Raw genomic sequence first — 25034 nt, 5'->3', positions numbered from 1 at the left:
GATCTGACCCCTTATATATCTGGCGTATTGTTACCAAGGTAACACTTCACCATTGGAATGCCAAAAGGTGCCAGTGTTGTCTAGATTTAGTTCCTCAATTCGCTGAGCTAGGCGCTCAGCCGCCTGGTCCGGTGTGATATCGCCGTAGCCACCAATCATTTCCGTACCCACTAGACCTGGGTGCAAAATCGCTACCGCCACACCGCGAGGTTTTAAATCATGGGAAAGAGACATACCAGCAATGTTTAGTGCTGACTTGGACATACGATAGCCATAACGACCACCGCTGGTGTTGTCGGTCACTGAGCCCATGCGGCTGGTAATCAAGGCAAGCTTGGCGTTGACACTGAAGTTATGCATCAGGGCTTCGGTCACGGCTAAGGGCGCTAAAGCGTTGGTTTCAAATTGACTGCGAATGGAGTCTTTATCAATCGCCCCGAGTTTTTCATCGCGCAGGATACCGGCATTATTAATCAGCAGATCAATGCTGATACCTTCAACCGCGTTAGCCAAACGCTCGATACCTGAATCTTTTGTCACATCCACATCATCAATCACAGTAACGCCCAAGGCTTTTAGCTCAGCGCTGGCACGGCGACAGGCGGCGTAAACATGATAACCACGGGCTTGATAAAGTTTGGCAAATGACAAGCCAATACCACGGCTTGCCCCAGTAATAACAACATTTTTAGCGGACATAAGAATGCTCATTGTTGGTGAGTGTATGTTAGATAGTTGGGGACAAACACGGCAAGATCAAGGTGGTAACAGGCTAACGCTGTGCGGTAAAGGCCTCGTGATAAGTCACACTCCCCTGTGGCAGACTCCCTTGCAGCAATAAGGCTTGGAAATACTCCGGCGGTACCTCGGCAAGCACCAAGCCAGAATAGACTTTAAAGCCAAAGCGGCTGTAGAAACTTGGATCACCAAGCAAGACACAGCCGTTGGCATTGAGGGCTTTGAGCTGATCAATCGCCGCCTGCATCAGTTTCGAGCCAATCCCCAGCCCCTGTTTTTCTGGTAATACGGAGATAGGACCTAGGCCGTACCAATCCTTAGCGCCATCGGAAATAGCAACTGGCGACAGCGCCACATGGCCAATGATTTTGCCTTCTTCTTCAGCGACCAAAGAAACCGTTAATGCGCCAGCATCACGCAAAGCTTTGACAATAAATTGCTCGGTGTGATCGGTATGCGGCGCATTTAGAAACGCGGCTCGAGTGACATCATGGATACTTTGCTGGTCCTGAGACTGTTCTGCTCGAATGCTAATTTTCAAAGTATGTTCCTTTCAAGCTATGTTGAACTTAGAAAGACAGCGACAATACCGCATCCATCACTTGCTGTAACTGGGCACGAACCCATGGCAGTTTTTGCTGATCGAGTTGATAGTCAGCACGCTCGCTATCCAAATAAGTCGCTTGCGACAATTCCAGTTGAATGGCGTGAATGCCCTGCGCTGGCTGACCAAAGTGACGCGTTATATAACCCCCTTTAAAGCGCCCATTGCTAATTTGACTGTAGCGGCTGTCGATCACCTGACTGACGGCCTCCAGTAATGCTGGCGCACAGGCGTTGCCATCGTTAGTTCCCCAATTAAAGTCCGGTAAGGTGCCGTCAAATAACATGGGCACTTGAGCTGGAATGGAGTGGGCATCAAATAAAATGGCGAAGCCAAACTTGGCTTTTAGGCGCGCAAGTTCTTGCTCAATAGTGCTGTGATAAGGTGTCCAGATGTTGTCTTTGCACCACTGGCGATGCTCAGCAGTGGGCGTTTTGCCCGCTTTAAACAGCGGTGCTTCGGTAAATAGCACCTGCGGAAATAAGCCGGTGGTCTTGGTTTGATACAAGGGCTTATCGTCATAGGGACGATTCAGGTCGATCACATAGCGCGAGTAGTTGGCCGCGATGCAACTGACCTTGCGCTCGGCTAAGCCGAGATACAAGTCCGGAATAAACCAATCCGTATCCGGTAAGCGCTTCCCGTCATCGGTTAACCCAGCCGCCACTTCATCGGTCAAATGTAGCCCTGAATGGGGCATACTCACCAGCAGCGGCGAGTCACCTTGAAAGAACTGAAACGCGGGTACTGTCATTAGGTTATCTCCCCGTTATAGATTCGCTGTTGTAGCAAGTGTCCGCCGATCCAGTAGCTAAGCTCTGCGGGCGTGGACACATTCCAGTGGACAAAGTTGGCTTTTTTGCCGACTTCTAATGAGCCCACTTGATCGGCCATACCCAACGCTTTGGCACCGTTTAGAGTAACGCCTGCTAAAGCTTCCTCTGGCGTCATGGCAAACAGCGTACAAGCCATATTCATCATTAAGCGTAGCGACAAGATGGGCGCCGTACCAGGATTGGCATCGGTGGCAATGGCCATGGGCACCCTATGTTTGCGAAACAGCTCGATCGGAGGCTGCTGTTTTTCGCGCAACACATAGAAGGCCCCCGGCAAGATCACCGCCACGGTCCCCGCTTCGGCCATAGCTTTGACATCGTCTTCCGTAACATATTCCAAATGATCGGCCGACAGCGCTTGATAGCTGGCCGCCATCGCAGAGCCACCCAACGCGGACAGCTGTTCCGCGTGCAATTTCACCGGTAAACCGAGCACCTTAGCCGCTTTGAAATAACGTTCGGTTTGCGCCACCGAAAAACCAATGCCTTCGCAAAAGGCATCCACCGCATCGGCTAACCCCAATTGCGCTACCTTAGGTAATAACTCGTCGCAGAGATAATCAATGTAATCATCGGCCCGATCGGCGAACTCAGGCGGCAGCGCATGGGCCGCCAAACAGGTGGTTTTAATGTCTACTGGATGCCGGTCTAATAAGGCTCGCGCCGCTTGCAACATGGCCATTTCACTGCTGGTCGATAAGCCATAACCGGATTTGATTTCTAAGGTGGTAACACCGTCGTCCATCAGGCTTTTTAAACGAGGTTCGGCACTTGCCAACAGTTGCTCGACACTGGCAGCACGGGTCGCGTGAACGGACGACATAATACCGCCGCCCGCCTGAGCGATCTCTTGATAGCTAGCGCCATTAAGGCGCATTTCAAATTCATTGGCACGGTTGCCAGCAAACACCAAATGAGTATGACAATCCACTAAACCTGGGGTAATCAGACCACCTTCCAACTGATAGGTATGTGTCGCAGAATGCTCAGGCAGATCCGCCGCCGTCCCTAGCCAAGCAATATGGCCATTTTTCACCGCAATCGCGCCTTGCTCAAGCAGTTGGTAGCGCCCATGGACCATGGTCGCTATATTGACCCCAAGCCAAAGGCTGTCCCAATCCTGAGCTATCGTAGGATCTGCCATACTTATCCCTCCCCTTAATGACTAAAGCTTGGCAGCAAACCTATTGGCATTAAGCCATTATGCGCCGCACTCTTAAGCAGATCGCTCGCCTTCTCAATGTCCGCGGCAAAGTAACGATCCTTATCATAAAACGGCACATGGGAGCGCAGTTCCGCTTTGGCTTGTTCCAAGATCGGCGTAGTTTTCAGTGGTGCTCTAAAATCCAAGCCTTGCGCTGCGGCCAAGATCTCCACCGCCAAAATGCCACGGGTGTTTTCCGCCATATCGCGCAAACGACGCGCCGCGAAAGTCGCCATGGACACATGATCTTCTTGGTTCGCGGAAGTTGGTAAGCTGTCCACCGAGGCTGGGTGAGCAAAGGTTTTGTTTTCACTGGCGAGCGCCGCCGCCGTGACTTGAGCAATCATAAAGCCCGAGTTGACGCCGCCATTGTCCACCAAAAACGGTGGCAATTTGCTTAAGCTGCTGTCGATCAAAAGCGCCATACGACGCTCGGACAAACTGCCGATTTCCGCAATCGCCAAGGCTAAATTATCCGCTGCCATGGCCACTGGCTCAGCGTGGAAGTTACCGCCAGAAATAATGTCGCCATCTTCAGCAAACACCAGTGGGTTATCAGACACGGAATTGGCTTCTACTACCAAGGTGTTGGCGGCATTACGGATTTGTTCCAAGCAAGCGCCCATCACTTGTGGCTGACAGCGCAAAGAGTACGGGTCTTGTACCTTTTCACAACCCACATGGGAGCTACCAATCTCGCTGGTCTCGTCTAATAAATGACGATAAGCCGCCGCCACATCGATTTGCGTTTGATGACCGCGCACCAGATGGATACGTTCATCAAACGGACGGCGACTGCCGAGCGCCGCCTCCACCGAAAACGCCCCACAAGTAATAGCGCTGGCAAATAGGTCTTCTGCTTCAAATAAGCCTTCTAGGGCAAAGGCCGTGGACGCTTGGGTGCCGTTTAATAGTGCCAAGCCTTCTTTGGGCGCCAAGGTAATCGGCTCCAGCCCCGCCACCGCAAGGGCCGCTTTACCCGACAGAATTTCCCCTTGATAACGGGCTTTGCCTTCCCCCAAGAGCAAGGCACTCATATGCGCCAAGGGAGCCAAATCCCCCGAGGCACCGACCGAGCCTTTCTTAGGAATGCAAGGGTAAACCTCTTTATTGATTAAGGTGATCAGTGCTTCGATTACCGACAAACGAATGCCGGAAAAGCCCCGCGCCAAGCTGTTGACCTTCAGCGTCATCACCATCTTTACGGTAGCATCGTCCATCAACTCGCCAATGCCGGCCGCATGAGAAAGCACAATGCTGCGCTGCAGTTCTTCCAAGTCCTCGGGCGCAATACGGGTATTGGCCAATAGACCAAAACCGGTATTAATGCCATAGACGGTACGATCTTCGCGGATCACATCGTTGACCACTTGAGTGCTGGCTTCAATCGCAGGAATCGCCGCAGGGTCAAGACTGAGTTGCACATGACGGCGACTGATTTGACGTAACTGGGCTAGGGTTAATTGGCCAGGTTGTAAGGTTAGTTCAAACATAGGTTGCTTCTCGTCCGTCATTTATTTGGTCGCTGTAGTAATCATCGGCAGTTGTAAGCCCTGCTCTTTGGCACATTCAATGGCAATGTCATAACCCGCGTCCGCATGACGCATGACCCCTGTGGCGGGGTCATTGTGTAATACGCGAGCAATGCGCTCAGCGGCTTCATCCGTACCGTCACAGACAATCACTACGCCGGCGTGTTGCGAAAAGCCCATACCGACACCGCCGCCATGGTGGAGCGACACCCAGGTCGCGCCGGAGGCGGTATTAAGTAAGGCGTTCAATAACGGCCAATCGGACACCGCATCCGAGCCATCACGCATGCCTTCGGTTTCACGGTTTGGACTTGCCACCGAGCCTGAGTCCAGATGGTCACGACCAATCACCACAGGGGCAGACAGTTCACCCGAACGTACCATTTCATTAAAGGCTAGACCCAGTTTGGCGCGCTGACCAAGGCCGACCCAACAGATACGTGCCGGCAGACCTTGGAACTGAATACGCTCGCGGGCCATATCCAGCCAGTGGTGTAAGTGCTCATCATCAGGGATCAACTCTTTCACCTTGGCGTCGGTTTTGTAGATATCTTCAGGATCACCGGATAACGCCGCCCAACGGAACGGGCCTATGCCGCGACAGAACAGAGGACGAATGTAAGCGGGTACAAAGCCAGGGAAATCAAAGGCGTGCTCGACGCCCTCTTCCAAGGCCATTTGACGAATGTTGTTACCGTAATCAAAGGTCGGCACGCCCATTTTTTGGAAATCCAACATGGCGCGAACATGCACCGCCATGCTTTGCTTAGCGGCTTTGGTGGTACCTGCGGGGTCTTGCTGCGCGGCCGTTTTGTATTCTTGCCAGTGCATGCCTTGAGGTAAATAACCGTTCAGAGGATCGTGGGCGGAGGTTTGGTCGGTGACCATATCTGGGCGCACGCCCCGTTTGACTAGCTCAGGTAAGATGTCGGCCGCATTGCCACACAAGGCTATGGAGATGGCCTTGCCCTCAGAGGTATAGCGTTTAATGCGCGCTAAGGCATCGTCGATATCGGTCGCTTGCTCGTCCACATAACGCGTACGTAAGCGAAAATCGATGCGACTTTGCTGACATTCAATAGTCAGTGAACAGGCCCCCGCGAGGGTCGCGGCCAACGGCTGTGCACCGCCCATACCGCCCAGACCGGCGGTTAAGATCCAACGCCCCGTTAAATCACCGTCATAATGCTGACGACCCGCTTCAACAAAAGTCTCATAAGTGCCCTGCACTATCCCTTGGCTGCCGATGTAAATCCACGAGCCTGCGGTCATCTGACCGTACATGGCTAAACCCTTGGCATCCAACTCATTGAAATGCTCCCAAGTGGCCCAGTGGGGTACCAGATTAGAGTTAGCAATCAACACGCGTGGTGCATTGCTATGGGTTTTAAAGACGCCTACTGGCTTGCCCGATTGCACCAACAAGGTTTCGTCGGCTTCCAGATTTTTCAGGCTAGTAACGATCTGGTCATAGCACTCCCAGTTGCGCGCAGCACGACCAATACCGCCGTACACCACCAATTCTTCGGGGTTCTCTGCCACCTCTGGGTCGAGGTTATTCATCAACATGCGCAAAGGTGCTTCGGTTAGCCAGCTTTTGGCGTTAAGGGTAGTGCCTCGTGGGGCACGGATTTCACCTTGGCGATAGCGATTGTCTGTCATGGTCATACCTTCTTATTTTCATCGTCTCATGGGTGACGTTATTTTATAAACATGTATATACAAGCTATTTTTAGAAAATAGAAGGGATCGCTCGCCGATGCAAGGATTTTTTAGATCGCTATGGAATATTGCTTAGCCGATGTGGTTAACGGCTGAAGTGGCCAAACAATTGGAAACGACTGCCTGGGTGCAGCAAACGGGCTGCGGTGACGATCTTCGCCCCCGACCAAGTGCGACGTTTGATCTGCAAGCAGGGTTCATTGGCAGTCACTTGCAGCAGCTCACATTCGCGGACATTGGGTAACACGGCTTCCACCAAATGCTCCCCTTCAGTCATGGGCGCAGCTTGCATCAGGTAGACATAAGGCGTTTGGCGCGTAAAATCTTGCTCGGCGTAAGCGGGGGCCAATTCGGCATTGACGGTTCGCTCTTCCAACTGGATCGGCAGGTCGTTTTCAAAGTGCAAAATCACTGAGCGAAAAATCTCATGATTGGTGCGTACGCCAAGGTTGACGGCCTCTTCCACGCTGGCTTTACCGCGTACCAGCTGTAATTGTTCCGCGCGATAAACGCCGCCACGAGAGGCGACTTCCTCGGCAATATTGTGCACTTCAAACAGGGCCGAATGGGCTTTTTTCTGGGCGACAAAGGTGCCTAAGCCCTGCTGGCGAGTCAGCACCCCTTCCGCGGTCAGTTCACGTAACGCCCGATTGACCGTCATACGACTGACGTTTAAGGCTTTGACCCATTCCGCTTCGGACGGCACGCGCTGGTTGGCTTGCCATTGACCGGAGGCGACCTTGTGGGCAATGGCTTGCTTCAAACGCGCATAAATCGGCGCCGGTGCATCCGGTAGATCGGCAAAGAAATTGTCCAGCAAAGTTGAAGTCGAATCGGTCACAGCGGTTCCTTGGTGAGCGTTTTAGGAAAATGAAAGTATACCCTTGTTGCTTGTATTTAAAAACATTAGCTTGTATATACATGTTAGACTAGTAATAAAAAAGGCAACTTAGATATGACGCGTTACTTTGCTCCTTGGGCTTATTTGCAATCCGGCTGGGCAGACAATGTTTTACTGACCGTGGCAGACGGCCACTTTAGCCAGATTGAAATAGGTACCGATGCCACGCAGGCAGATGTGATACTGGACGGCCCAATTCTGCCCACGGTAGCGAACCTGCATTCCCATGCATTTCAACGATTGATGGCAGGCAAGGCGGAAATCGCTCTTAATCCAGAGGACAGTTTTTGGAGCTGGCGCGAGCTGATGTACAAAACTGCCAGCGAACTGACGCCCGATGCCCTACAAGTTATTGCCAGCAAGCTTTACATCGAACTGCTAAAAGGCGGCTTTAGCCAAGTGGGCGAGTTTCACTATGTCCATCATCAGCCAGATGGCACGCCCTACTCTCAAAGCACAGAGCTAGGCGAAGCCATCTTAAAGGCCGGCCAAAGTGTCGGTATGGGTGTCACCCTATTGCCAGCTTTATACCAATACTCAGGCTTTGGCCAACAAGCTCCGAATGCCGGCCAACAGCGTTTTGTACAATCGACGCAGGCCTATATTGAACAGCACCATGCCTATCAAGCCCTGCTCAAAGCCTACCCGCTGCATCAATTAGGACTCTGTTTTCACTCCCTACGCGCCACTGATTTTGACGCCATCAAACAGGTGATGGCGAGTTTACATCGCGATCAGCCAGTACATATCCATATTGCTGAGCAGCTTAAAGAAGTCGACGATTGCCTCGCCTACTCGGGTAAACGTCCGGTGCAATGGTTATTGGACAAATGCCCTGTCGATCACCATTGGACCCTGATTCACGCCACCCATTTAGCAGACGAAGAGATTCAAGCTATTGCTAAGTCCGGTGCTTGTGTCGGGATCTGCACCACCACTGAAGCCAATTTAGGCGATGGGCTGTTTCCAGCGGTAACTTATGAACAGGCAGGCGGTATCTGGGGCATAGGTACCGACAGTCATGTCAGCACCTCCTTACAAGAAGAGTTGCGTTGGTTTGAGTACGGCCAGCGACTTAAGCAGAACAAACGCAATCGACTCTATAGTGCACAGCAGCCGCGCATCGGCGATCACCTTTTTAGCAAGGCCTTACAAGGGGGCAATCAAGCCTGCGGCGTACGGTTTGGTCTGGCTAAAGGCTGTCGTGCCGACTGGATGGTGTGGGACAGCAGTGACCCCTTTATTCACGCAAGTCAAACAGAGGATTTAATCAACCGCTGGCTGTTTGGTTTAAGCCTCAATCCGATCAAAGACATCTACGTGGCAGGCCAGCAGGTGATCGAAAACGGTCATCACGCTCTAGAGCAAGAGATCAATACAGCGTTTGCCGAACTCATGCGCCAAAGCATGATGTAACCACTCCTGTTGGCAGTGCTAAGCAATGATCTTTAACGCAATATAGGGCACTAAAAAGAAGATGATATTGATCAGTTTGTAATGGCCGAGCCAGTTAAAATAGAGCTTCTCTAGTTCAGCTCTTTCAATGTGAAACAAGCGACTGTGAAGACTGGCGATCGGCTCTTTAAACAGCAAAATGATAAGTGCGGTGACACTTAATAAGGCGATATTGATCACCACACACCAGCCTAGAAGCGCGCTAATTTGATCCATTTCAAACATACTCTAGCCCTCTTATTGCTAGCGTTACGCTATAGAAACATGTCCTCTTATCAGAGCTTATGAAAGGCGTGCAGAAACATGGAAATGAATGACAAACTCCACGCCTTTGCCTTCTTCACTGTGGCAGACAATTGAGCCCCTTAAAGCATTGGTCACTATATTATAGGTAATATTTAAGCCAAGTCCGGTGCCGCCCGTGCCCCGTTGTGTGGTGAAGAATGGATCAAATATTTTCGGTAGGTTACTCGCACTGATGCCTTTGCCATCATCTTTGTAAACAAGCACAAATTCCGTCTCACTTAATTCGGATACCTGAATCCTAATATGTCCTGTATCACGCTCGGCAAAGCCATGCTTGACCGAGTTTACAATCAAGTTGGTCAGTACTTGCGACAGCAAGCCGGGATTGGTCAGCACAAAGAAATGCTCTGGGCAGTCAATGGTGACCTGTGCCCTAGCGCTGCGCAGTACCGAAGCGAGACTGTAGCTAACTTCCTCAAAGTAATCTTTAAGGTTCACCTCTCGGTCTTCTTCACTGGTTTGGTCGACCGCCACCTGCTTAAAGCTGCGCACTAAATGTGCGGTGCGCTCTAAATTCTTTTGTACAATGGAGGAGATCTCTTTAGCACTACTAATGAAGTTTTCAAAGTCTGCTTCTGTCAATTTACCATCGCTGTAGCACTTACTGATCTCGTTGAATTCGTCCAACAGTTGCGAGACGCCCGTCAGCCCTACCCCAACAGGCGTATTAATTTCATGGGCAACGCCTGCCACCAATGAACCAAGGCTCGCCATTTTTTCAGATTCGACAAGTTTGTCTTGCGTCTGCTTAAGGTGACGAATGGTGTCTTTGAGGTTGCTGTTAGTGGATTTTAGTTCAGCGTTTCGTTCAAAGATTTCACTTTCCAGCTGCTTTCTGAGCGAAATATCTCGGGTGATGCCATAGAGTACTTCTTTCTTATTCAGGGTAATCTTCGTTAAGATCACTTCGCCCCAAAACTCGCTACCATCTTTTCTAAGATGCAGCCATTCGAACATGATGGAGCCTTCGGCAAAAGCGCGGCTCATTCGAGACTCAACTGCGACGGTTTTAGGCACACCGCCCTCTTGAATATCTGCAGAAACCCGTAGCGGATCTAAGCCAATCACTTCTTCTTTATTGGCATAACCAAACAATTTCAAAAAGGCGTTATTACAATCGTAAAAGACACCGTCGGCAATAATGCTGAGCCCATCTTTGGATTCATGGAATAAGGTTTCAAGAGTTTCCTTTTGCGCAGCGATTTCAAGCTGTAGCGCTTTCTTCTCAGTAATATCACGAGTAATCGCATAGAGAACTTCCACATCATTCACTGTTATTTTGAACAAGATGATGTCTGCCCAAAACTCAGTGCCGTCTAGTCTTCGATGCACCCACTCAAAACGGATGGTTCCTTCATTAAAGGCGGTATCAATGATCTCGACGGCCTTCTCAGCTGAAGCGCGGCCATCCGGTTGAAATTCAGGGGACAAATCAATGGGGGTAATGCCGATAATCTCATCTTTTCTAGATGCAGCAAATAAACTGCAAAAGGCTTTATTGCAATCAAGGTAATGTTTAGTCGTGAGCAGGCAGAGTCCATCTTCGGACTCATTAAATAAGGTTTCAAAGGTTTCTTTTTGTCTAGCGATCTCAAGCTGTAGGGCTTTCTGCTCTGAAATATCGCGCCAGTTGGTGTGTAACACCACTTCGCCATTTAGCACCATCTTGGTGAGGATAACTTCGACCCAAAAGTCTTCACCATTAAGCTTTTTATGCACCCATTCAAAGCGAACACTCCCTAGGTCGTAGCACCTCTGGATCATGTCGATGCTTTTCTCGTACGAGGTTCGGCCATCGGGCTGCCATTTGGGAGAGAATTGATCGGGCGTATTGCCAATAAATTGCTCTTTGCAGGTGGCGCCCACCAATTCCAACATGGATTGATTGCAATCGACAAAGATATCGCCTTTAAATATGGCTAGACCATCTTTCGAGTCTCGAAACACTGTTTCAAAACCATTCTCGCAGGCAAGCTTCTCATTCATATGAATTTGGTCCGGGCTTTTTTATTCTTGATCGCCAATCACTTACTGTGATGTGAAAAACACTGCAAGCGAGCCATTGCATTTTTTAAAATGCTAGCAAATAAGTATAAAAGTTCCACCCGCGAGAGACACTTAAGCCTGCAGCAAATCCATAACCATGGTTAAGACAAACTCGTTAAAATCAGCAACTGCGTGATTAAGCGCCCCACCTTCTCGACAGAATGCGATCACGCTGCTCATCAAAGTGATCCACTTCCTTGGCAAGGTTTCGATTAAATTGGTGGTAGGCCTTATCCACTTCTTTGCTTAACTTTTTACGATGATAGGCGACTTTCTTGCCATTATGAGCATATCGAGCATCGTGTCTGAAGTCATGCTCCGCTTCGCGCAGCCTGTGTTCCAATTCGGCTTCAAGACGGCGCACAGCTCGCTCATGCTCGGCGTCTAAGCGCTTCAGTGCACGGCGGGCATCATAAGATAAATGCTCATGACGATGATAATGCTCAGGGCGATCTCGGTATGATCGGTCGTGATAGTCTCGCTGACGATCATAATCACGGTCACCCGAGCCGATACGTACTTTGATTTCATTCTGCGCATCGCGGATCTTGATCTCCACCACATCCACCACCGTTTGCTCGATGATGTCCTGCAGAGTGTTGTGGTATCGAGGGGCATCGGATGCCAGAGCTGGCCCCGCACACCACAATAGTGCACAGGGAATAGCCATTTGCATTACAGCTCGAAGACGCTTCATAGGACGACTCTCTTTCAAAATATTTCGTTCAGAGCCTCATGCTATTACTGCAAAAATGGCCAGTCCACGAACCATCACACTTTTACTCTAAGCATAGCGTTCGCTAGCGAAATACTGACTAAAACACGCCATTGTGCAGGCTCACGCTAGGGGTATTTAGGGCGACAAAGTTTTCCGCTACCGCTTGTGAAAATGGAATTAGTAGAGCGAGCATATTAAAACTGCTTAACCCCCCTACTAAAATCTATGAACAGACGTCGCGTCTTGTGAGGATTTTCTTAACCTAGACGTGTTAAAATACCGGAAAAACCAGTTCCCCTAGTTAAGGATCGTCCATGACTTTGTCGACCAGCCAGTCATCCAACGTCGTTATTGTTAGTAACTCTTCTGACAACCCTTTTGCCATTGATGTCGCGTATGCGATGGGCCAGCATGAAGACATCGCTGATATCATCAGCATGAAGCACTTCATGAACTCTGAGTTTTGTCCGCGCTTTATCTCTGATGAAGCCGATTACGAAAACATTGGCCGTAAGCTAAAAGGCAAATCTGTTGTCATCGTCAGTACGACCAGCCATGTACAAAGCCGCCAAGAACTTGCTATGGCGAACTTTATTATGGCCCGTGCGGCAAAAGAGAACGGCGCTGAGCGCGTTATTCTAGTCGAGCCAGACTTGTTCTACAGCGCGCAAGACCGTGGTCCAAGCAAAGATCTAGGCAAAACCAGCTTCGAGCGTGACATCAAAGATATCAAGAAATTTGATGGCCAACCGTTCACCGCCAAGCTTTACGCACAAATGCTGAAGATGTCTGGTGTGGATACGGTTATGACGATCCACAACCATTCTGATTCGGTACAAGCGATCTTTACTGAAGTGTTTGACGGCGATTTCTACAACCTGATTCCTTACGAAATCTACGCTCACTACCTACTGAACTCCAACATTCTAAGCTACGGCGAAGACGGAGAAGGTCTAGTATTGTGTGCGCCAGATAAAGGTGCCCGTGACTTTGTTAAGCAGATGTACAACACGCTTGGTTTGACCAAAGCGAAGTTCATCATGCTAGACAAAGAACGTACCGCTGAGCGCAAAGTGGAGATCACGCTACACAAAGAAAGCGAGCACACCTTTGAAGGTCTAGACGGTGCCAGCATCGTCCTGTTCGATGACATGGTACGTACCGGATCAACTGTGGTGCAGTCTTGTCAGTTCTTGAAGCAGATCAACCCAGCGCGCATGGTGTTTGCGGTATCTCACTTCTACGCTAGCAACGAAGGTCGTGAGCGTATGGCTCATCCTGCACTGGGTGAAATCCTAACGCTGAACACCCTGCCAACCATCCTTAACCGTGACGAGCAAGGCCGTCTACGTAAGAAAATGGTGGTATTGAAAGTTGAGAAATGGCTAGCACAAGAGCTAGGCAAGATCCTTGGCCTACCGCAAAGCGAAGAACAAAACCCTTACAAGATCGATATGTCGTCTAAAAACCCACGTTTTAAACGCAAGATCTGGTACAGCGATGAGCTAATCGAGCTGAACAAGAAAGGTTAAGTAGATTTCAGAAGCCCGTCCTAGACGGGCTTTTTTGTATTTGATTTATAAGCTGCTTTTATCTCAGGCAATTTATGCAACGACAAGGCGGTTTATTTATTTTGATGATGGCGAATATTAGTGGCTCATGAAGGGTTTCCGTTGAGCTGTTCGCTAGTTTTTAATATCTTGTTATCAACCAAAACTGGATTTGAGAGAGAATTGGGGCGCTATGAGTTACTATTCAGAATACCTACAAGAAATTGAAGTTCGTAAAAAAGATTTGGGCCTTGCCCCAAAACCAATCGACGGTGCTGAGCTACTAGCTGAGATCATTGAGCAGATCAAAGATACAGCGAACGAACACCGTGCAGATTCTTTGAACTTCTTCATCTACAACACTCTGCCAGGTACAACACCAGCAGCCGTTGTAAAATCAGCTTTCCTAAAAGACATCGTGCTTGGCAACGAAGTGGTTGCAGAGATTTCTCCAGAGTTCGCTCTAGAGCAACTTTCGCACATGAAAGGTGGCCCATCTGTAGCGGCACTACTAGACGTTGCCCTATCTGAGCACGCGCAAGCGGCGGCGGCAGGTGAAGTACTTAAGTCTCAAGTATTCCTATACGACGCTGACTACGACCGTCTATCTGCTGCTTACAAAGCTGGCAACGCCATTGCAAAAGACGTTCTAGAAAGCTACGCGAAAGCAGAATTTTTCACTAAACTGGCTGACATTCCAGAGAAAATCGACGTAGTTACTTACGTTGCAGCAGAGGGTGACATCTCTACTGACTTGCTATCTCCTGGTAACCAGTCACACTCTCGTGCTGACCGTGAACTACACGGCCTATGCATGATCAGCCCAGAAGCTCAAAAAGACATCGTTGAGCTAGGCAAAAAACACCCGAACGCTAAAGTGATGCTAATCGCTGAGAAAGGCACAATGGGTGTAGGTTCTTCACGTATGTCTGGTGTTAACAACGTTGCACTTTGGGCCGGTGAAAAAACTTCTCCATACATCCCATTCGTTAACAACCGTCCAGTGGTTGCAGGTACCAATGGTATCGCTCCGATCTTCCTAACAACGGTTGGCGTAACGGGCGGTATCGGTCTTGACCTGAAAAACTGGGTTAAGAAAACTGACGCAAACGGTAACGTGGTTCGTGACGAAAACGGCGATCCAGTTCTAGAAGAAGCGTACTCTGTTGCCACAGGTACAGTTCTGACTATCGATACTAAAGCTAAGAAGCTTTACAACGGTGACCAAGAGCTTGTTGACGTATCTTCTGCTTTCACACCACAAAAAGTGGAATTCATGAAAGCGGGTGGTTCTTACGCGGTAACCTTCGGTAAGAAACTACAAACGTTCGCGGCTGAAACATTAGGCATCGAAGCGCCTGCTGTTTACGCACAAAACAAAGAGATCTCTATCGAAGGCCAAGGCCTAACTGCAGTAGAGAAAATCTTTAACCGTAACGCGGTAGGCGTTAAGTCTAAAACGCCTCTGCACACAGGTTCTGACGTTCGCGTAAAAGTTAACATCGTTGGTTCTCAAGACACCACTGGTCCAATGACTTGCCAAGAACTTGAGTCAATGGCGGCTTCTGTTATCGCAACCAGCGTTGACGGTGCTTACCAGTCTGGCTGTCACACAGCGTCTGTATGGGACAAAAAAGCTCAGGCGAACATTCCTAAGCTAATGTCTTTCATGAACAACTTTGGTGTTATCACAGCTCGTGATCCTAAAGGTGTTTATGCGCCAATGACTGACGTAATCCACAAAGTATTGAACGACATCACAGTTGACGATCGTGCGATCATCATCGGTGGTGACTCTCACACTCGTATGTCTAAGGGTGTAGCGTTCGGTGCTGACTCTGGTACGGTTGCCGTTGCTCTAGCAACAGGTGAAGCAGAAATGCCAATCCCTGAATCGGTTAAAGTAACCTTCAAAGGCCAAATGAAGCCACATATGGACTTCCGTGACATCGTACACGCGACACAAGCGCAGATGTTGAAGCAGTTCCAAGGCGAAAACGTATTCCAAGGCCGTGTTATCGAAGTACAAATCGGTACACTACTTGCTGACCAAGCCTTCACCTTCACAGACTGGACAGCAGAAATGAAAGCGAAAGCTTCTATCTGTATCTCGACTGATGAAACCTTGATCGCGTCTCTAGAGCTTGCTAAGTCTCGCATCCAGATCATGATCAACAAAGGCATGGATAACGAAGCGAAAATGCTTCAAGGTCTAATCGATCTTGCTGACAAGCGTATCGCCGAAGTGAAATCTGGCGAAGCACCAGCGCTTGCTCCAGATGACAACGCTAAGTACTACGCAGAAGTGGTTGTTGACCTAGACGCCATCGATGAGCCAATGATTGCTGACCCAGACGTTAACAACGAAGACGTATCTAAGCGTTACACGCACGACGTCATCCGTCCAGCGTCTTACTACGATGGTCGTCCAGTTGACCTAGGCTTCGTAGGTTCTTGTATGGTTCACAAAGGTGACATGCAAATCATCGCTGCAATGCTACGTAACCTAGAGCAAAAAGGTCCGATCACTTTCAAAGCACCACTAGTGGTTGCGCCACCAACGTACAACATCGTTGATGAGCTGAAAGCTGAAGGCGACTGGGCATTGCTAGAGAAATACGCTGGCTTCGAATTCGATGATGCGAACCCTAAACAAGCGGCGCGTACTAAGTACGAAAACATCATGTACCTAGAGCGTCCAGGATGTAACCTATGTATGGGTAACCAAGAGAAAGCTGCTCCTGGTGACACTGTACTAGCGACTTCTACTCGTCTATTCCAAGGCCGTGTCGTAGAAGACACTGCTGAGAAGAAAGGTGAATCTCTACTAGGTTCAACACCTATGGTAGTGCTAGCTTGTATCCTTGGCCGCTTCCCTACTCTAGAAGAGTACAAAGAAGCTGTTGCAGGTATCAACCTAACGTCTTTCGCGCCACCAAGCCAAGACTTGAGCGTTAAAGGCGGCGACATCGCGATCACGCCAGTAGCCTAATCTAAGTCTACTTAGAACAGCGCGAGCTAAATCAAAAAGCCCTGACTCAATGAGTCAGGGCTTTTTTGTTGCTTAGTTGATCCACAAAAAAGCCCCGCTCAGTTTTCACTGAGCGGGGCTTTCGTTTTTTCGTGTGAAGTTCTAGTAACGCTTAAAGTTCGATGCTGGCGATGTCTTCTTGTTCAGGCAGGGTTACTGATTCATCACCCGCTGGCGCTTCGGTTTTCGGTGCCTGTGGCAGATGCAGTTTCAAGGTCTCACTGGTGTAAGTCAGCTCTTGGTGCGTTGCTTCAACGTTGCCGTTTAGCTTAGTACCATAGGACGGAATGATCTCTTTTAACTTAGCATTCCACTCACCAGCAACCTTGTCCGCAAAGACTTTTTCCATCACGTTTAACATGATGGGTGCCGCTGTTGACGCACCTGGTGACGCGCCCAATAGCGCCGCTAGGCTTGAGTCAGCGGAAGACACCACTTCAGTACCGAACTGAAGACGGCCGCCTTTTTCAGGATCGTTCTTGATGATCTGAACACGTTGACCAGCGGTCCACAGTTTCCAGTCTTCTTTCTTCGCTGTTGGGTAGTATTTTTGCAACTCTGCGAAGCGATCGTCATCGGTCAACATCACTTGTTGAATGAGGTACTGAACCAAGTTGAAGTTATCTAGACCTACTTCCATCATAGGCACTACGTTATCAGTCGTGGTTGCGCCTAGTAGATCCCATAGGGAACCGTTTTTAAGGAACTTGGTTGAGAAGGTAGCAAATGGACCAAATAGCAGTACTTCTTTACCGTCGATACGACGTGCATCCAAGTGCGGTACCGACATCGGTGGCGCACCCACTTCTGCTTGGCCGTAAGACTTGTTGACGTGCTGTTTCACTACATCTGGGTTCTCCGTGATTAGGAACTGACCGCCCACTGGGAAACCACCGTAGACATCGCCCTCAGGAATGCCTGATGCTTGCAGCAGTTTCAGCGACGCACCACCAGCACCGATAAAGACAAACTTAGCATCGATGGTATGCTCTTTTTCACCGTTAGCTAGGTCAGCCACCGTCACTGTCCAGCTCTTATCAGCGTTTTGCTTAAGCGCACGGACTTCGCTGTTCAATTGCAATTCAAAGTTATCTTTTGTGGTTAGGTTAGACACTAGCTGACGCGTGATCTCACCGTAGTTCACGTCCGTACCTAGCACTGAGTGCGTTGCCGCCACTGGCTGGCTTGGGTCACGACCTTCGATCAACAGAGGCGCCCATTCAGCGATTTGCGCTGGGTCTTCACTGTAATCCATGCTTTGGAACAAGGTGTTCTTTTGCAGTTCCGCGTAACGCTTACGTAGGAAGTTGACGTTCTTATCGCCCCACACAAAGCTCATGTGATTCACAGTACGGATGAAGGATTCTGGATCATGCATCACGTCATTGTTCACTTGGTAAGCCCAGAACTGGCGGCTAATTTGGAACGCTTCGTTTACTTTAACTGCTTTTTCTACGTTGATGCTGCCATCCGGCATTTCCGGTGTGTAGTTCAGCTCCATCAATGCAGAGTGACCGGTACCAGCGTTATTCCAGCCATTCGAGCTTTCTTTTGCAACACCGTCCAGACGCTCCACCATGGTCATCGACCAGTTTGGCTCTAGCTCTTGTAGATAGGTACCTAGGGTCGCGCTCATGATGCCGCCGCCGATCAGTAGGACATCTACTTGTTCGTCTTTGGCTTGTGCTGGCGTCAGCACGTTAGCAACACTTACCACGACAGTAAGTAATGCCAGTTTAATTTTCGTCATAGTGATTGGCTCTGTGATTGTGAGTCTGCGAGGGAGACAGCCGCGAGAAAAGCCCGCATCCAACGCGAACAAATAATGGGGACTTAGGCCAGATAGCACCTTAAGGTTTGCACCAATTTAGTGTTGCCTGCCCTAAAACAGCGCTAAATTATCACTGCGTCAGATCACAGAAAATCTTTGGTAAATAGGAAAGGTTTAGAGCGTTTTTATGGGTTTTGTAAGTTATGTCGCAGTGCACATTTTCGAGCTATTTTAGGACAAAATCCATTCATTGCGAACGTCGTTTAGGACGCCTTAACACTGCAAGAGACCACTAAATCCCCCTTGCTATAGAAAGATGTAGGCGCAAAAAATCGCGAAAAGGACCGTAAAACAAGACATAAAGCGACCATTCAATTATCCATAAGCGACACCTCAAATAAAAATCAACCTAACCATGACCGAGCTCAAGCTCGTGTTTTGATCCTCCCCCTGTGCGTCAAAGCGACGGATTTAAGACGTACTTCTAGATTCCTCTTTAGACGCTAACTTTGCTAAAAAAGCGATAAAAAATATTTATTTACGCGCAGAACCTCCTACTTTCACCAGCGCGATCAAGCTCTCTATGGAAGCAATTTTTCAGGCGTGCTACAGCAACTTTAATCGCCCTCGCACAGCCAATCCCCGTGGTCATACTGTGCAACCTACTCTCCTTAATATTATTGAAATATTTCCACAGTTCTTTTAGGGTTTTTCTTAATTAAACGTTTAATTAAAAATAAATATCACAAAAAGAAGACCTAAAGACGTGCATAGGATTGCGAGCAACAAGCGTGGATTTCCGACCTTGTTAGTTTGAATTCAGAGCTGCAATGCAGAACTTAAATGCACCATTTTAAGTCAGGAACACACCAGGAGACATTCGATGCAAACCATACCTTATGAACGCATTACTGTTGTCAGTTGTTTAGCAGCCAACCGATTGACGGAAAGTGAAAGACACGCACAACGCGCTGAACACATCAAGCAAGGGGTGGCGCTATGAATATCCTGTTATCGTCCGGCCTGATTTTCTCGTTCATTGCCATCGCAGTGATTTTGTTTAAGTGGTGGAATGTGAAATGCGTCGGGGTCACCCCAGTCAGTACCCTGACCTTTATCGCGATACTGTTCACCTCTGGCTTAGATGTTGGTTTGATCATGTTTCCACTGACCGAGTTTGGTAGCTACGCTAACTTAGTCGAGAGCCCTGAATACAGTTTTGCCAATCCCCTCGCGATCGAATTTGGCTACTGGGCATTCTTAATCTGGGGCTTCTACTTCCTCACCTGTTTCTACTTCTGCATCATCGAACCACGCGTTAAATTCTTTGAAATCCCTTTGGTCAAACTGATCAACAATATCGTTATCATCGGCACCTGTGCCTTTACCGCTTGCCTACTACTGATCAACCTACCTTGGTATCTACCACAAATTGGTGATGGCGAATCAGTGGTACCAGCCTTCTACTTGATCGTCTTAGCATCGATTGCTCTAGCGGTCTACTCAAGCAGCAGTATGAAACTGCTACGCCTGCTAAGCCTTGGCTCAAGCGTGTTATTTATCGCCTTGATCGGCGTTATGTGGTTCCGCGCTTATATGATGGACAACGGTAGCCCAGCAGACTTTGTTAATAATGCGGGTCTAATCGGCGAGTACTTCACCAACATCTACCACTTTATGCTGCCTTTGAATGACTACCATGCCTTCTACCTATTCTGGTGGTTCTCTTGGAGCATCATGATCGGCCAGTTTACAGCACGTTTTGTCAGTGGCATCCGTACTTGGCAACTACTACTAGCCATGGTGGTATTCCCATCAATCGCCATCGGCGTGTGGTTCACTATCCTGTACCACTACCATGTTGAAGGTTTGCAGATCGCAGGTTTCGTCAATGGCTTAATGATCATCGTCGGCATTCTGATGGTAGTGAACTCATTGGACTCACTAATTCGCCTGTACACCGACAACCTTAACCTAACCGTGGAGCGCTTTGGCTTGGTACCTTACCTAGTCGGTAACTTGGTGGTGATGTGCGGCCTAACGCTGCTGTTCCAGCTCGACTTCCTAAAAATCGAGTGGGTTGGCGCACTGGTGATCGGTCTGTACTTCAGCTGCTTTGGTTACATCATGCTGAAAAAACGTGCCGAGGTAGCGAGCATCTCTGCTCCATCGGAAGAAGGGACTTTCGAGTACGAACCAGTTGAACTGGCTCGATAAGACAAGTGAGTTTTGAAGGAGCGTCAGAGGAAAATCTCATTTCCTCTGACGCCAGCGTTTATAGTCGCAAGGCTTCAATAATCTTACGAAAAGCCGCCGTCGGTTGATGACGGCTAGGGTAATACAGATGAAATCCTTCAAATGGTTCTGACCACTCTTTGAGGACTTCAACGAGCGCCCCGTTCTTAAGATACGGCTCAATCTGATTATCCGGTAGTTGTGCGTAACCGGCGCCTGCTAACGCCGCGTCTAAGATTTGATAGACACTGTTAAAAATCAATGGTCCTTTGACGCGTACATGGAAATCTTGCCCATCTTCAGTAAACTCCCAAGGATAAAGCCCACCATGAGTCGCAAGACGCAAGTTAATGCAGCGGTGCTTCATTAACTCATCCGGATGCTTAGGCGCGCCATGCGCTGCGATATAACTTGGCGATGCGACCGTGACCATGCGCATTTTTGGGCCGATTGGCATAGCAATCATATCCGCATCGATAATGCCTCCCGTGCGCACTCCCGCGTCGAAACGTTCCGCAACAATATCCTTTAAACCATAGTCGATCACAATCTCAAGGGTAATATCTGGATAAGCTTGAGTAACTGGAAACAGCTTCGGCCACAACACTTCCTTAGCCGCCAGCTCATCCGAAGTAATACGCACGGTCCCAGACGGTTTGTCGCGCAACTCGCCAACCACTGATACTTCATGATCGATCTTATCCAATAACGGAGCGACCGACTGCATCAGCCTTTCACCCGCTTCGGTTCGCGTCACGCTCCGCGTCGTACGAGTCAATAAACGCACGCCCAAGCGCTGCTCTAAAGCACGTATAGTGTTACTGACCGAAGACGTAGATACCCCTAGTTTCGCTGCCGCGCGGGTAAAGTTACCCTCTTTGCCCACCAGAACAAAGACGGATAAATCATCAAGATAATGCTTACTCATTGTTATAAATTTCGAAATACTGAATGCAGTTTATGAAACTACATTAAATAATTATCTCTGACTACAATGCTGCTCAACAATAAATGTGGAACCAAGTAATCCTTCCATAGAGTCCATAAGATGAGGAGATAACCCATAAACGTGAGTTATGATTTTAGCGGCAAAGTAGCACTGGTAACGGGAGCAAGCTCTGGTATGGGTGAAGCATCGGCATGGGCTTATGCAAAAGCCGGCGCTGCCGTTGTCGTATCAGACATTAACGAACCAGCACTGCTTAAGCTGGCGGCAGATATCCAAGCGGCAGGCTACGAAGCTTACCCTTTTGTGTGTGACGTCGCTAAAGATGACCAAGTTGCAGAAATGGTTGCCGCAACAGTCGCCAAATATGGCAAGCTAGATATGGCTTACAACAATGCTGGCATTCAGCCACCACCAGCAGAGATGGCTGATCAACAGCCAGAAGATTACCGCCGCGTCATGGGAGTAAATCTAGATGGTGTTTGGTCTTGCATGCGTCACGAGCTAGCACAGATGCGTAAGCAAGGCAGTGGCTCCATCGTAAACTGTGCATCCGTTGGCGGATTAGTCGGCGGTAAAGCACTGGGTATTTACTATGGCTCAAAACACGGTGTACTAGGCTTAACCAAAAGCGCTGCAATGGACTATGCCGCACAAGGTATTCGCGTTAATGCCGTCTGCCCTGGCACCATCAATACACCAATGGTATCGAAAATGCTGGAAGAGCAAAAAGAAGCCATGGACGAATTCATGAAACTGCAAGCCATTGGTCGTCTTGGTACCGCTGACGAAATCGCTCAAGCGGTCATGTGGCTCTCAAGCGAAGGCGCAAGCTTTGTCGTAGGCGCAGCCATCGCAGTAGACGGTGCTTTTACAGCAAACTAAGTTAACTGCACTCACTTACGATCGCGTTAAAGTGATCTCCAAAACGCAGATCTGTTATACAGCTCTGCGTTTTTTTATGCCTGTTATTCTGACTGCAACCACTCAGCTTAGTCGAGAGCAACCAGTGACTATTAACTAGGTGGCTTATTTTATACTTCCGATTTTTTGTCCTAACTTACGTCATTTCCAAACTGTCATTTTGTGATTATTCTTAAGCGCTTTTACTAATAGCCCACTTAACTAAAAACACAAACGGACACTTCTATGCTTCAAGGATTCCGACGCCCGCACTGGCTCGTCTTACCAGCGTTACTGCTGCTCTCGCTTCCCTTATTGGCAGCCGATGCCAGTGATGAGATTGCTTTTGTTTCCATGTCGGTAGGGCTGTTAGGTGGCCTGGCGATCTTCTTATTCGGTATGGAAACCATGTCCGATGCCCTAAAACGAGTGGCCGGCACCAAGGTCAAAAACCTATTAGCGAAACTCACCACCAACCGCTTCAGCGGCATGCTCAGCGGCGCTGGACTGACCGCCGTGATTCAATCCTCTTCTGTTACCACAGTACTGGTGGTCGGCTTTATTTCCGCGGGTTTAATGACCTTGCCGCAAGCCATTGGCGTCATCATGGGCGCCAATATTGGTACCACGGTGACCGCGCAGATCATCGCCTTTAAAGTCACCCAAGCGGCCCTTGGCATGGTCGGGGTGGGCTTTATGATGTTTTTTGCCTCGAAAAAAGAAAGCGTAAAACAATACGGCAATATGATTTTTGGCCTTGGCTTAATCTTCCTTGGCATGAATCTGATGAGTGACGCCATGGCACCGCTGCGCAGTTATGAGCCTTTTATCAATCTGATGGCTCATATGGACAATGCCTTGTTAGCTATCCTGATATCCGCCCTCTTTACTGCTCTGGTGCAATCGTCCTCCGCCACCACGGGGATTGTGATTGTGATGGCTGCTCAAGGTTTTATTCCGTTGGAAACCGGTATTGCTCTCGCTATGGGCGCCAATATCGGTACCTGCGTGACAGCGATCTTGGCCTCTATTGGTAAAGGCCGTGAGGCGCTGCAAACCTCAACCGTACACGTGTTGTTTAACGTGATCGGGGTGATTATCTGGTTGCCGCTGATTAGCTATTTAGGACAAGGAAGCATTGCCATTTCTCCAACACACCCAGAGCTTGACGGCATTGAGCGTCTCGCCGCAGAAATCCCGCGTCAAATTGCCAACGCTAACACCCTGTTTAACGTACTCAACACAGTGATTATGTTGCCATTTGCTGGGGCGTTTGTCTGGGCCGTGCGCAAATTGATCCCGCCGGAACCAAGCGACAAAAAAGCCGCAACGCCCATCACGCCTCAATATATCAATGACGATTTTCTGGCGACCCCAGACATTGCCCTTGAACAAACCCAATTAGAAGTGGCGCGCCTTGGCCGCCGTGTCTGTCGCATGCTATCCCAGCTGCCGCCGTTGGCACCCAACGCCAAAACACCAGCACAACTGGCTCAAGTTCGTGCCACCTTTAGAGATATTGAAGCCATCGAAGAAGAAGTGGATCAGCTACACGTCGCCATCTTGGTCCATTTAGGAAAACTGCGCCGCGGCCCGCTATCAGCGGAGCAAAGTACAAAGCAGATCACCTTGGTCGGCATGACCGATCACTTGGAAAACATCGCCGACTTGATCATCCATGGCCTGTTGCCCTTATCCAATAAAGCGCTCAATGACCAACTTACAGTGAGTGCCACCATGCGCCAGACCTTGGACACCATTCAAAGCATGGTCAATGGACTCTTATTAGACTGTGTTAATGGTATTCGTCGTAATGACCCAGAGCTAGCGCGTCGAGCAGTGGAAGCGAAACAAGAACTGTACACCCTGCTCGATGCGGTGCTCGCCCATCAGGCGCTGCATTTGTCCGATGACCAACCTAACCGTCTGCGCGTGTTCCGCTATGAAATGGAATGGGGGCATATTTTGAAGAATATCTACGCCATGACCGAGCGTATTGCCAAAATGCAACTGGCCGAGGGGTGAGCTTATCAGGGGTCAGATCCCTTCTACGTCGATATGCTGGTGACTATCATAGTCTAAGGGGTCAGATCCCTTCTACACCGGAATTCTTGGCCACTATCAGCGAATCGCTACGAATAAGGGATCTGACCCCTTTTCTGCTAGATACGTGTTAGCTACTAAAGGTTTCAATATACAGCGCTTCCACCTTATCTCTGGCCCACTGAGTCTTACGCAAAAACTTCAAAGCCGACTTGATCGAAGGGTCGCTGGCAAAACAGTTCACGCGAATGCGATCGTAAAGACCATTCCAGCCGTAGTGCTCGACTAAGCGCGTTAGCACCTTTTCTAATGACAGACCGTGCAATGGGTTATTAGGTTGGTTCATTGGGGATTCCTGATTTGGGGAGGGAGGCAGTTTAGCAGGTTTTTGGGGCGGGGTTGAGATTGGGGTTCTGTGGGGGAGTTTTGGATGTGCAGGGGTCAGATCCCTTCTACGCCGATATGGTTCGACACTATCTGATGATCTTTACAG

19 protein-coding genes are annotated in these 25034 nt (G+C 49.1%); 6 read left to right on the top strand and 13 right to left on the bottom strand.

Going from position 1 to position 25034, the window contains the following annotated elements; all coding sequences use genetic code 11:
• Nucleotides 1–30 precede the first annotated feature (30 nt).
• The 7 genes from ACOSVP_RS18265 to hutC all read right to left on the bottom strand — a co-directional run bounded on the left by ACOSVP_RS18265 (nucleotide 31) and on the right by hutC (nucleotide 7477).
• Nucleotides 31–699 (bottom strand): SDR family oxidoreductase, encoded by a 669-nt coding sequence (locus ACOSVP_RS18265; protein WP_487348917.1) that lies wholly within the window; start codon nucleotides 697–699, stop codon nucleotides 31–33.
• Nucleotides 700–772: 73 nt separating this feature from the next.
• Nucleotides 773–1279: a GNAT family N-acetyltransferase gene (locus ACOSVP_RS18260; protein WP_487348916.1), complete on the bottom strand. Its 507-nt coding sequence runs from the start codon at nucleotides 1277–1279 to the stop codon at nucleotides 773–775.
• Between the two features lie 28 nt (nucleotides 1280–1307).
• Nucleotides 1308–2096, bottom strand: a complete 789-nt coding sequence (hutG, locus tag ACOSVP_RS18255; protein WP_487348915.1) for an N-formylglutamate deformylase — start codon at nucleotides 2094–2096, stop codon at nucleotides 1308–1310.
• Nucleotides 2096–3322, bottom strand: a complete 1227-nt coding sequence (gene hutI / locus ACOSVP_RS18250) for an imidazolonepropionase (RefSeq protein ID WP_487348914.1) — start codon at nucleotides 3320–3322, stop codon at nucleotides 2096–2098. Before hutI ends, hutG begins: the two co-directional genes overlap by 1 nt.
• Nucleotides 3323–3336: 14 nt before the next feature.
• On the bottom strand, nucleotides 3337–4875 hold the full coding sequence (gene hutH / locus ACOSVP_RS18245; protein WP_487348913.1) for a histidine ammonia-lyase: 1539 nt from the start codon (nucleotides 4873–4875) through the stop codon (nucleotides 3337–3339).
• Nucleotides 4876–4896: 21 nt separating this feature from the next.
• A complete protein-coding gene (gene hutU, locus ACOSVP_RS18240; protein WP_487348912.1) occupies nucleotides 4897–6576 on the bottom strand; it encodes a urocanate hydratase in 1680 nt (559 codons plus the stop codon).
• A gap of 145 nt (nucleotides 6577–6721) precedes the next feature.
• Nucleotides 6722–7477 (bottom strand): histidine utilization transcriptional repressor HutC, encoded by a 756-nt coding sequence (hutC, locus tag ACOSVP_RS18235; RefSeq protein ID WP_487348911.1) that lies wholly within the window; start codon nucleotides 7475–7477, stop codon nucleotides 6722–6724.
• Nucleotides 7478–7591: 114 nt separating this feature from the next.
• On the opposite strand from hutC, the gene ACOSVP_RS18230 reads away from it, so the two are divergent.
• The gene (locus ACOSVP_RS18230) at nucleotides 7592–8953 is read left to right on the top strand and encodes a formimidoylglutamate deiminase (RefSeq protein ID WP_487348910.1); all 1362 of its coding nucleotides are present in this window, start codon (nucleotides 7592–7594) and stop codon (nucleotides 8951–8953) included.
• A gap of 18 nt (nucleotides 8954–8971) precedes the next feature.
• Here ACOSVP_RS18230 and ACOSVP_RS18225 read toward each other — a convergent pair whose 3' ends face one another.
• From ACOSVP_RS18225 to ACOSVP_RS18215, 3 genes are all read right to left on the bottom strand, one after another.
• On the bottom strand, nucleotides 8972–9217 hold the full coding sequence (locus ACOSVP_RS18225; protein WP_487348909.1) for a DUF6868 family protein: 246 nt from the start codon (nucleotides 9215–9217) through the stop codon (nucleotides 8972–8974).
• A gap of 57 nt (nucleotides 9218–9274) precedes the next feature.
• Nucleotides 9275–11284 (bottom strand): PAS domain-containing protein, encoded by a 2010-nt coding sequence (locus tag ACOSVP_RS18220; RefSeq protein WP_487348908.1) that lies wholly within the window; start codon nucleotides 11282–11284, stop codon nucleotides 9275–9277.
• 196 nt (nucleotides 11285–11480) lie between these two features.
• Complete coding sequence (locus ACOSVP_RS18215) at nucleotides 11481–12041, bottom strand: hypothetical protein (protein ID WP_487348907.1); 561 nt, start codon at nucleotides 12039–12041, stop codon at nucleotides 11481–11483.
• A gap of 335 nt (nucleotides 12042–12376) precedes the next feature.
• On the opposite strand from ACOSVP_RS18215, the gene ACOSVP_RS18210 reads away from it, so the two are divergent.
• Together ACOSVP_RS18210 and ACOSVP_RS18205 are read left to right on the top strand one after the other, a co-directional pair.
• Entirely contained in the window at nucleotides 12377–13594 is a 1218-nt protein-coding gene (locus ACOSVP_RS18210) for a ribose-phosphate diphosphokinase (RefSeq protein ID WP_487348906.1), read from the top strand.
• 211 nt (nucleotides 13595–13805) lie between these two features.
• A complete protein-coding gene (locus tag ACOSVP_RS18205; RefSeq protein ID WP_487348905.1) occupies nucleotides 13806–16604 on the top strand; it encodes a bifunctional aconitate hydratase 2/2-methylisocitrate dehydratase in 2799 nt (932 codons plus the stop codon).
• A 151-nt stretch (nucleotides 16605–16755) separates the two neighbouring features.
• Here the strand turns inward: ACOSVP_RS18205 and mqo are convergent, their stop codons facing one another.
• On the bottom strand, nucleotides 16756–18393 hold the full coding sequence (gene mqo, locus ACOSVP_RS18200; protein ID WP_487348904.1) for a malate dehydrogenase (quinone): 1638 nt from the start codon (nucleotides 18391–18393) through the stop codon (nucleotides 16756–16758).
• 1020 nt (nucleotides 18394–19413) lie between these two features.
• On the opposite strand from mqo, the gene ACOSVP_RS18195 reads away from it, so the two are divergent.
• Nucleotides 19414–20631 (top strand): BCCT family transporter, encoded by a 1218-nt coding sequence (locus ACOSVP_RS18195; RefSeq protein WP_487348903.1) that lies wholly within the window; start codon nucleotides 19414–19416, stop codon nucleotides 20629–20631.
• Nucleotides 20632–20689: 58 nt separating this feature from the next.
• On the opposite strand, the gene ACOSVP_RS18190 is transcribed toward ACOSVP_RS18195, so the two are convergent.
• Entirely contained in the window at nucleotides 20690–21577 is an 888-nt protein-coding gene (locus ACOSVP_RS18190) for a LysR family transcriptional regulator (protein ID WP_487348902.1), read from the bottom strand.
• A 141-nt stretch (nucleotides 21578–21718) separates the two neighbouring features.
• Here ACOSVP_RS18190 and ACOSVP_RS18185 point away from each other — a divergent pair, with 141 nt between their 5' ends.
• On the top strand, nucleotides 21719–22480 hold the full coding sequence (locus ACOSVP_RS18185) for a glucose 1-dehydrogenase (RefSeq protein ID WP_487348901.1): 762 nt from the start codon (nucleotides 21719–21721) through the stop codon (nucleotides 22478–22480).
• 264 nt (nucleotides 22481–22744) lie between these two features.
• Nucleotides 22745–24523, top strand: a complete 1779-nt coding sequence (locus tag ACOSVP_RS18180; protein WP_487348900.1) for a Na/Pi cotransporter family protein — start codon at nucleotides 22745–22747, stop codon at nucleotides 24521–24523.
• Between the two features lie 148 nt (nucleotides 24524–24671).
• Here ACOSVP_RS18180 and ACOSVP_RS18175 read toward each other — a convergent pair whose 3' ends face one another.
• Nucleotides 24672–24887, bottom strand: a complete 216-nt coding sequence (locus ACOSVP_RS18175; RefSeq protein WP_487348899.1) for a VF530 family protein — start codon at nucleotides 24885–24887, stop codon at nucleotides 24672–24674.
• Between the last annotated feature and the right edge of the window lie 147 nt (nucleotides 24888–25034).

The organism is Marinomonas sp. HM11-D, assembly GCF_057626615.1.
This window is presented reverse-complemented; position numbering and strand designations above follow the sequence as displayed.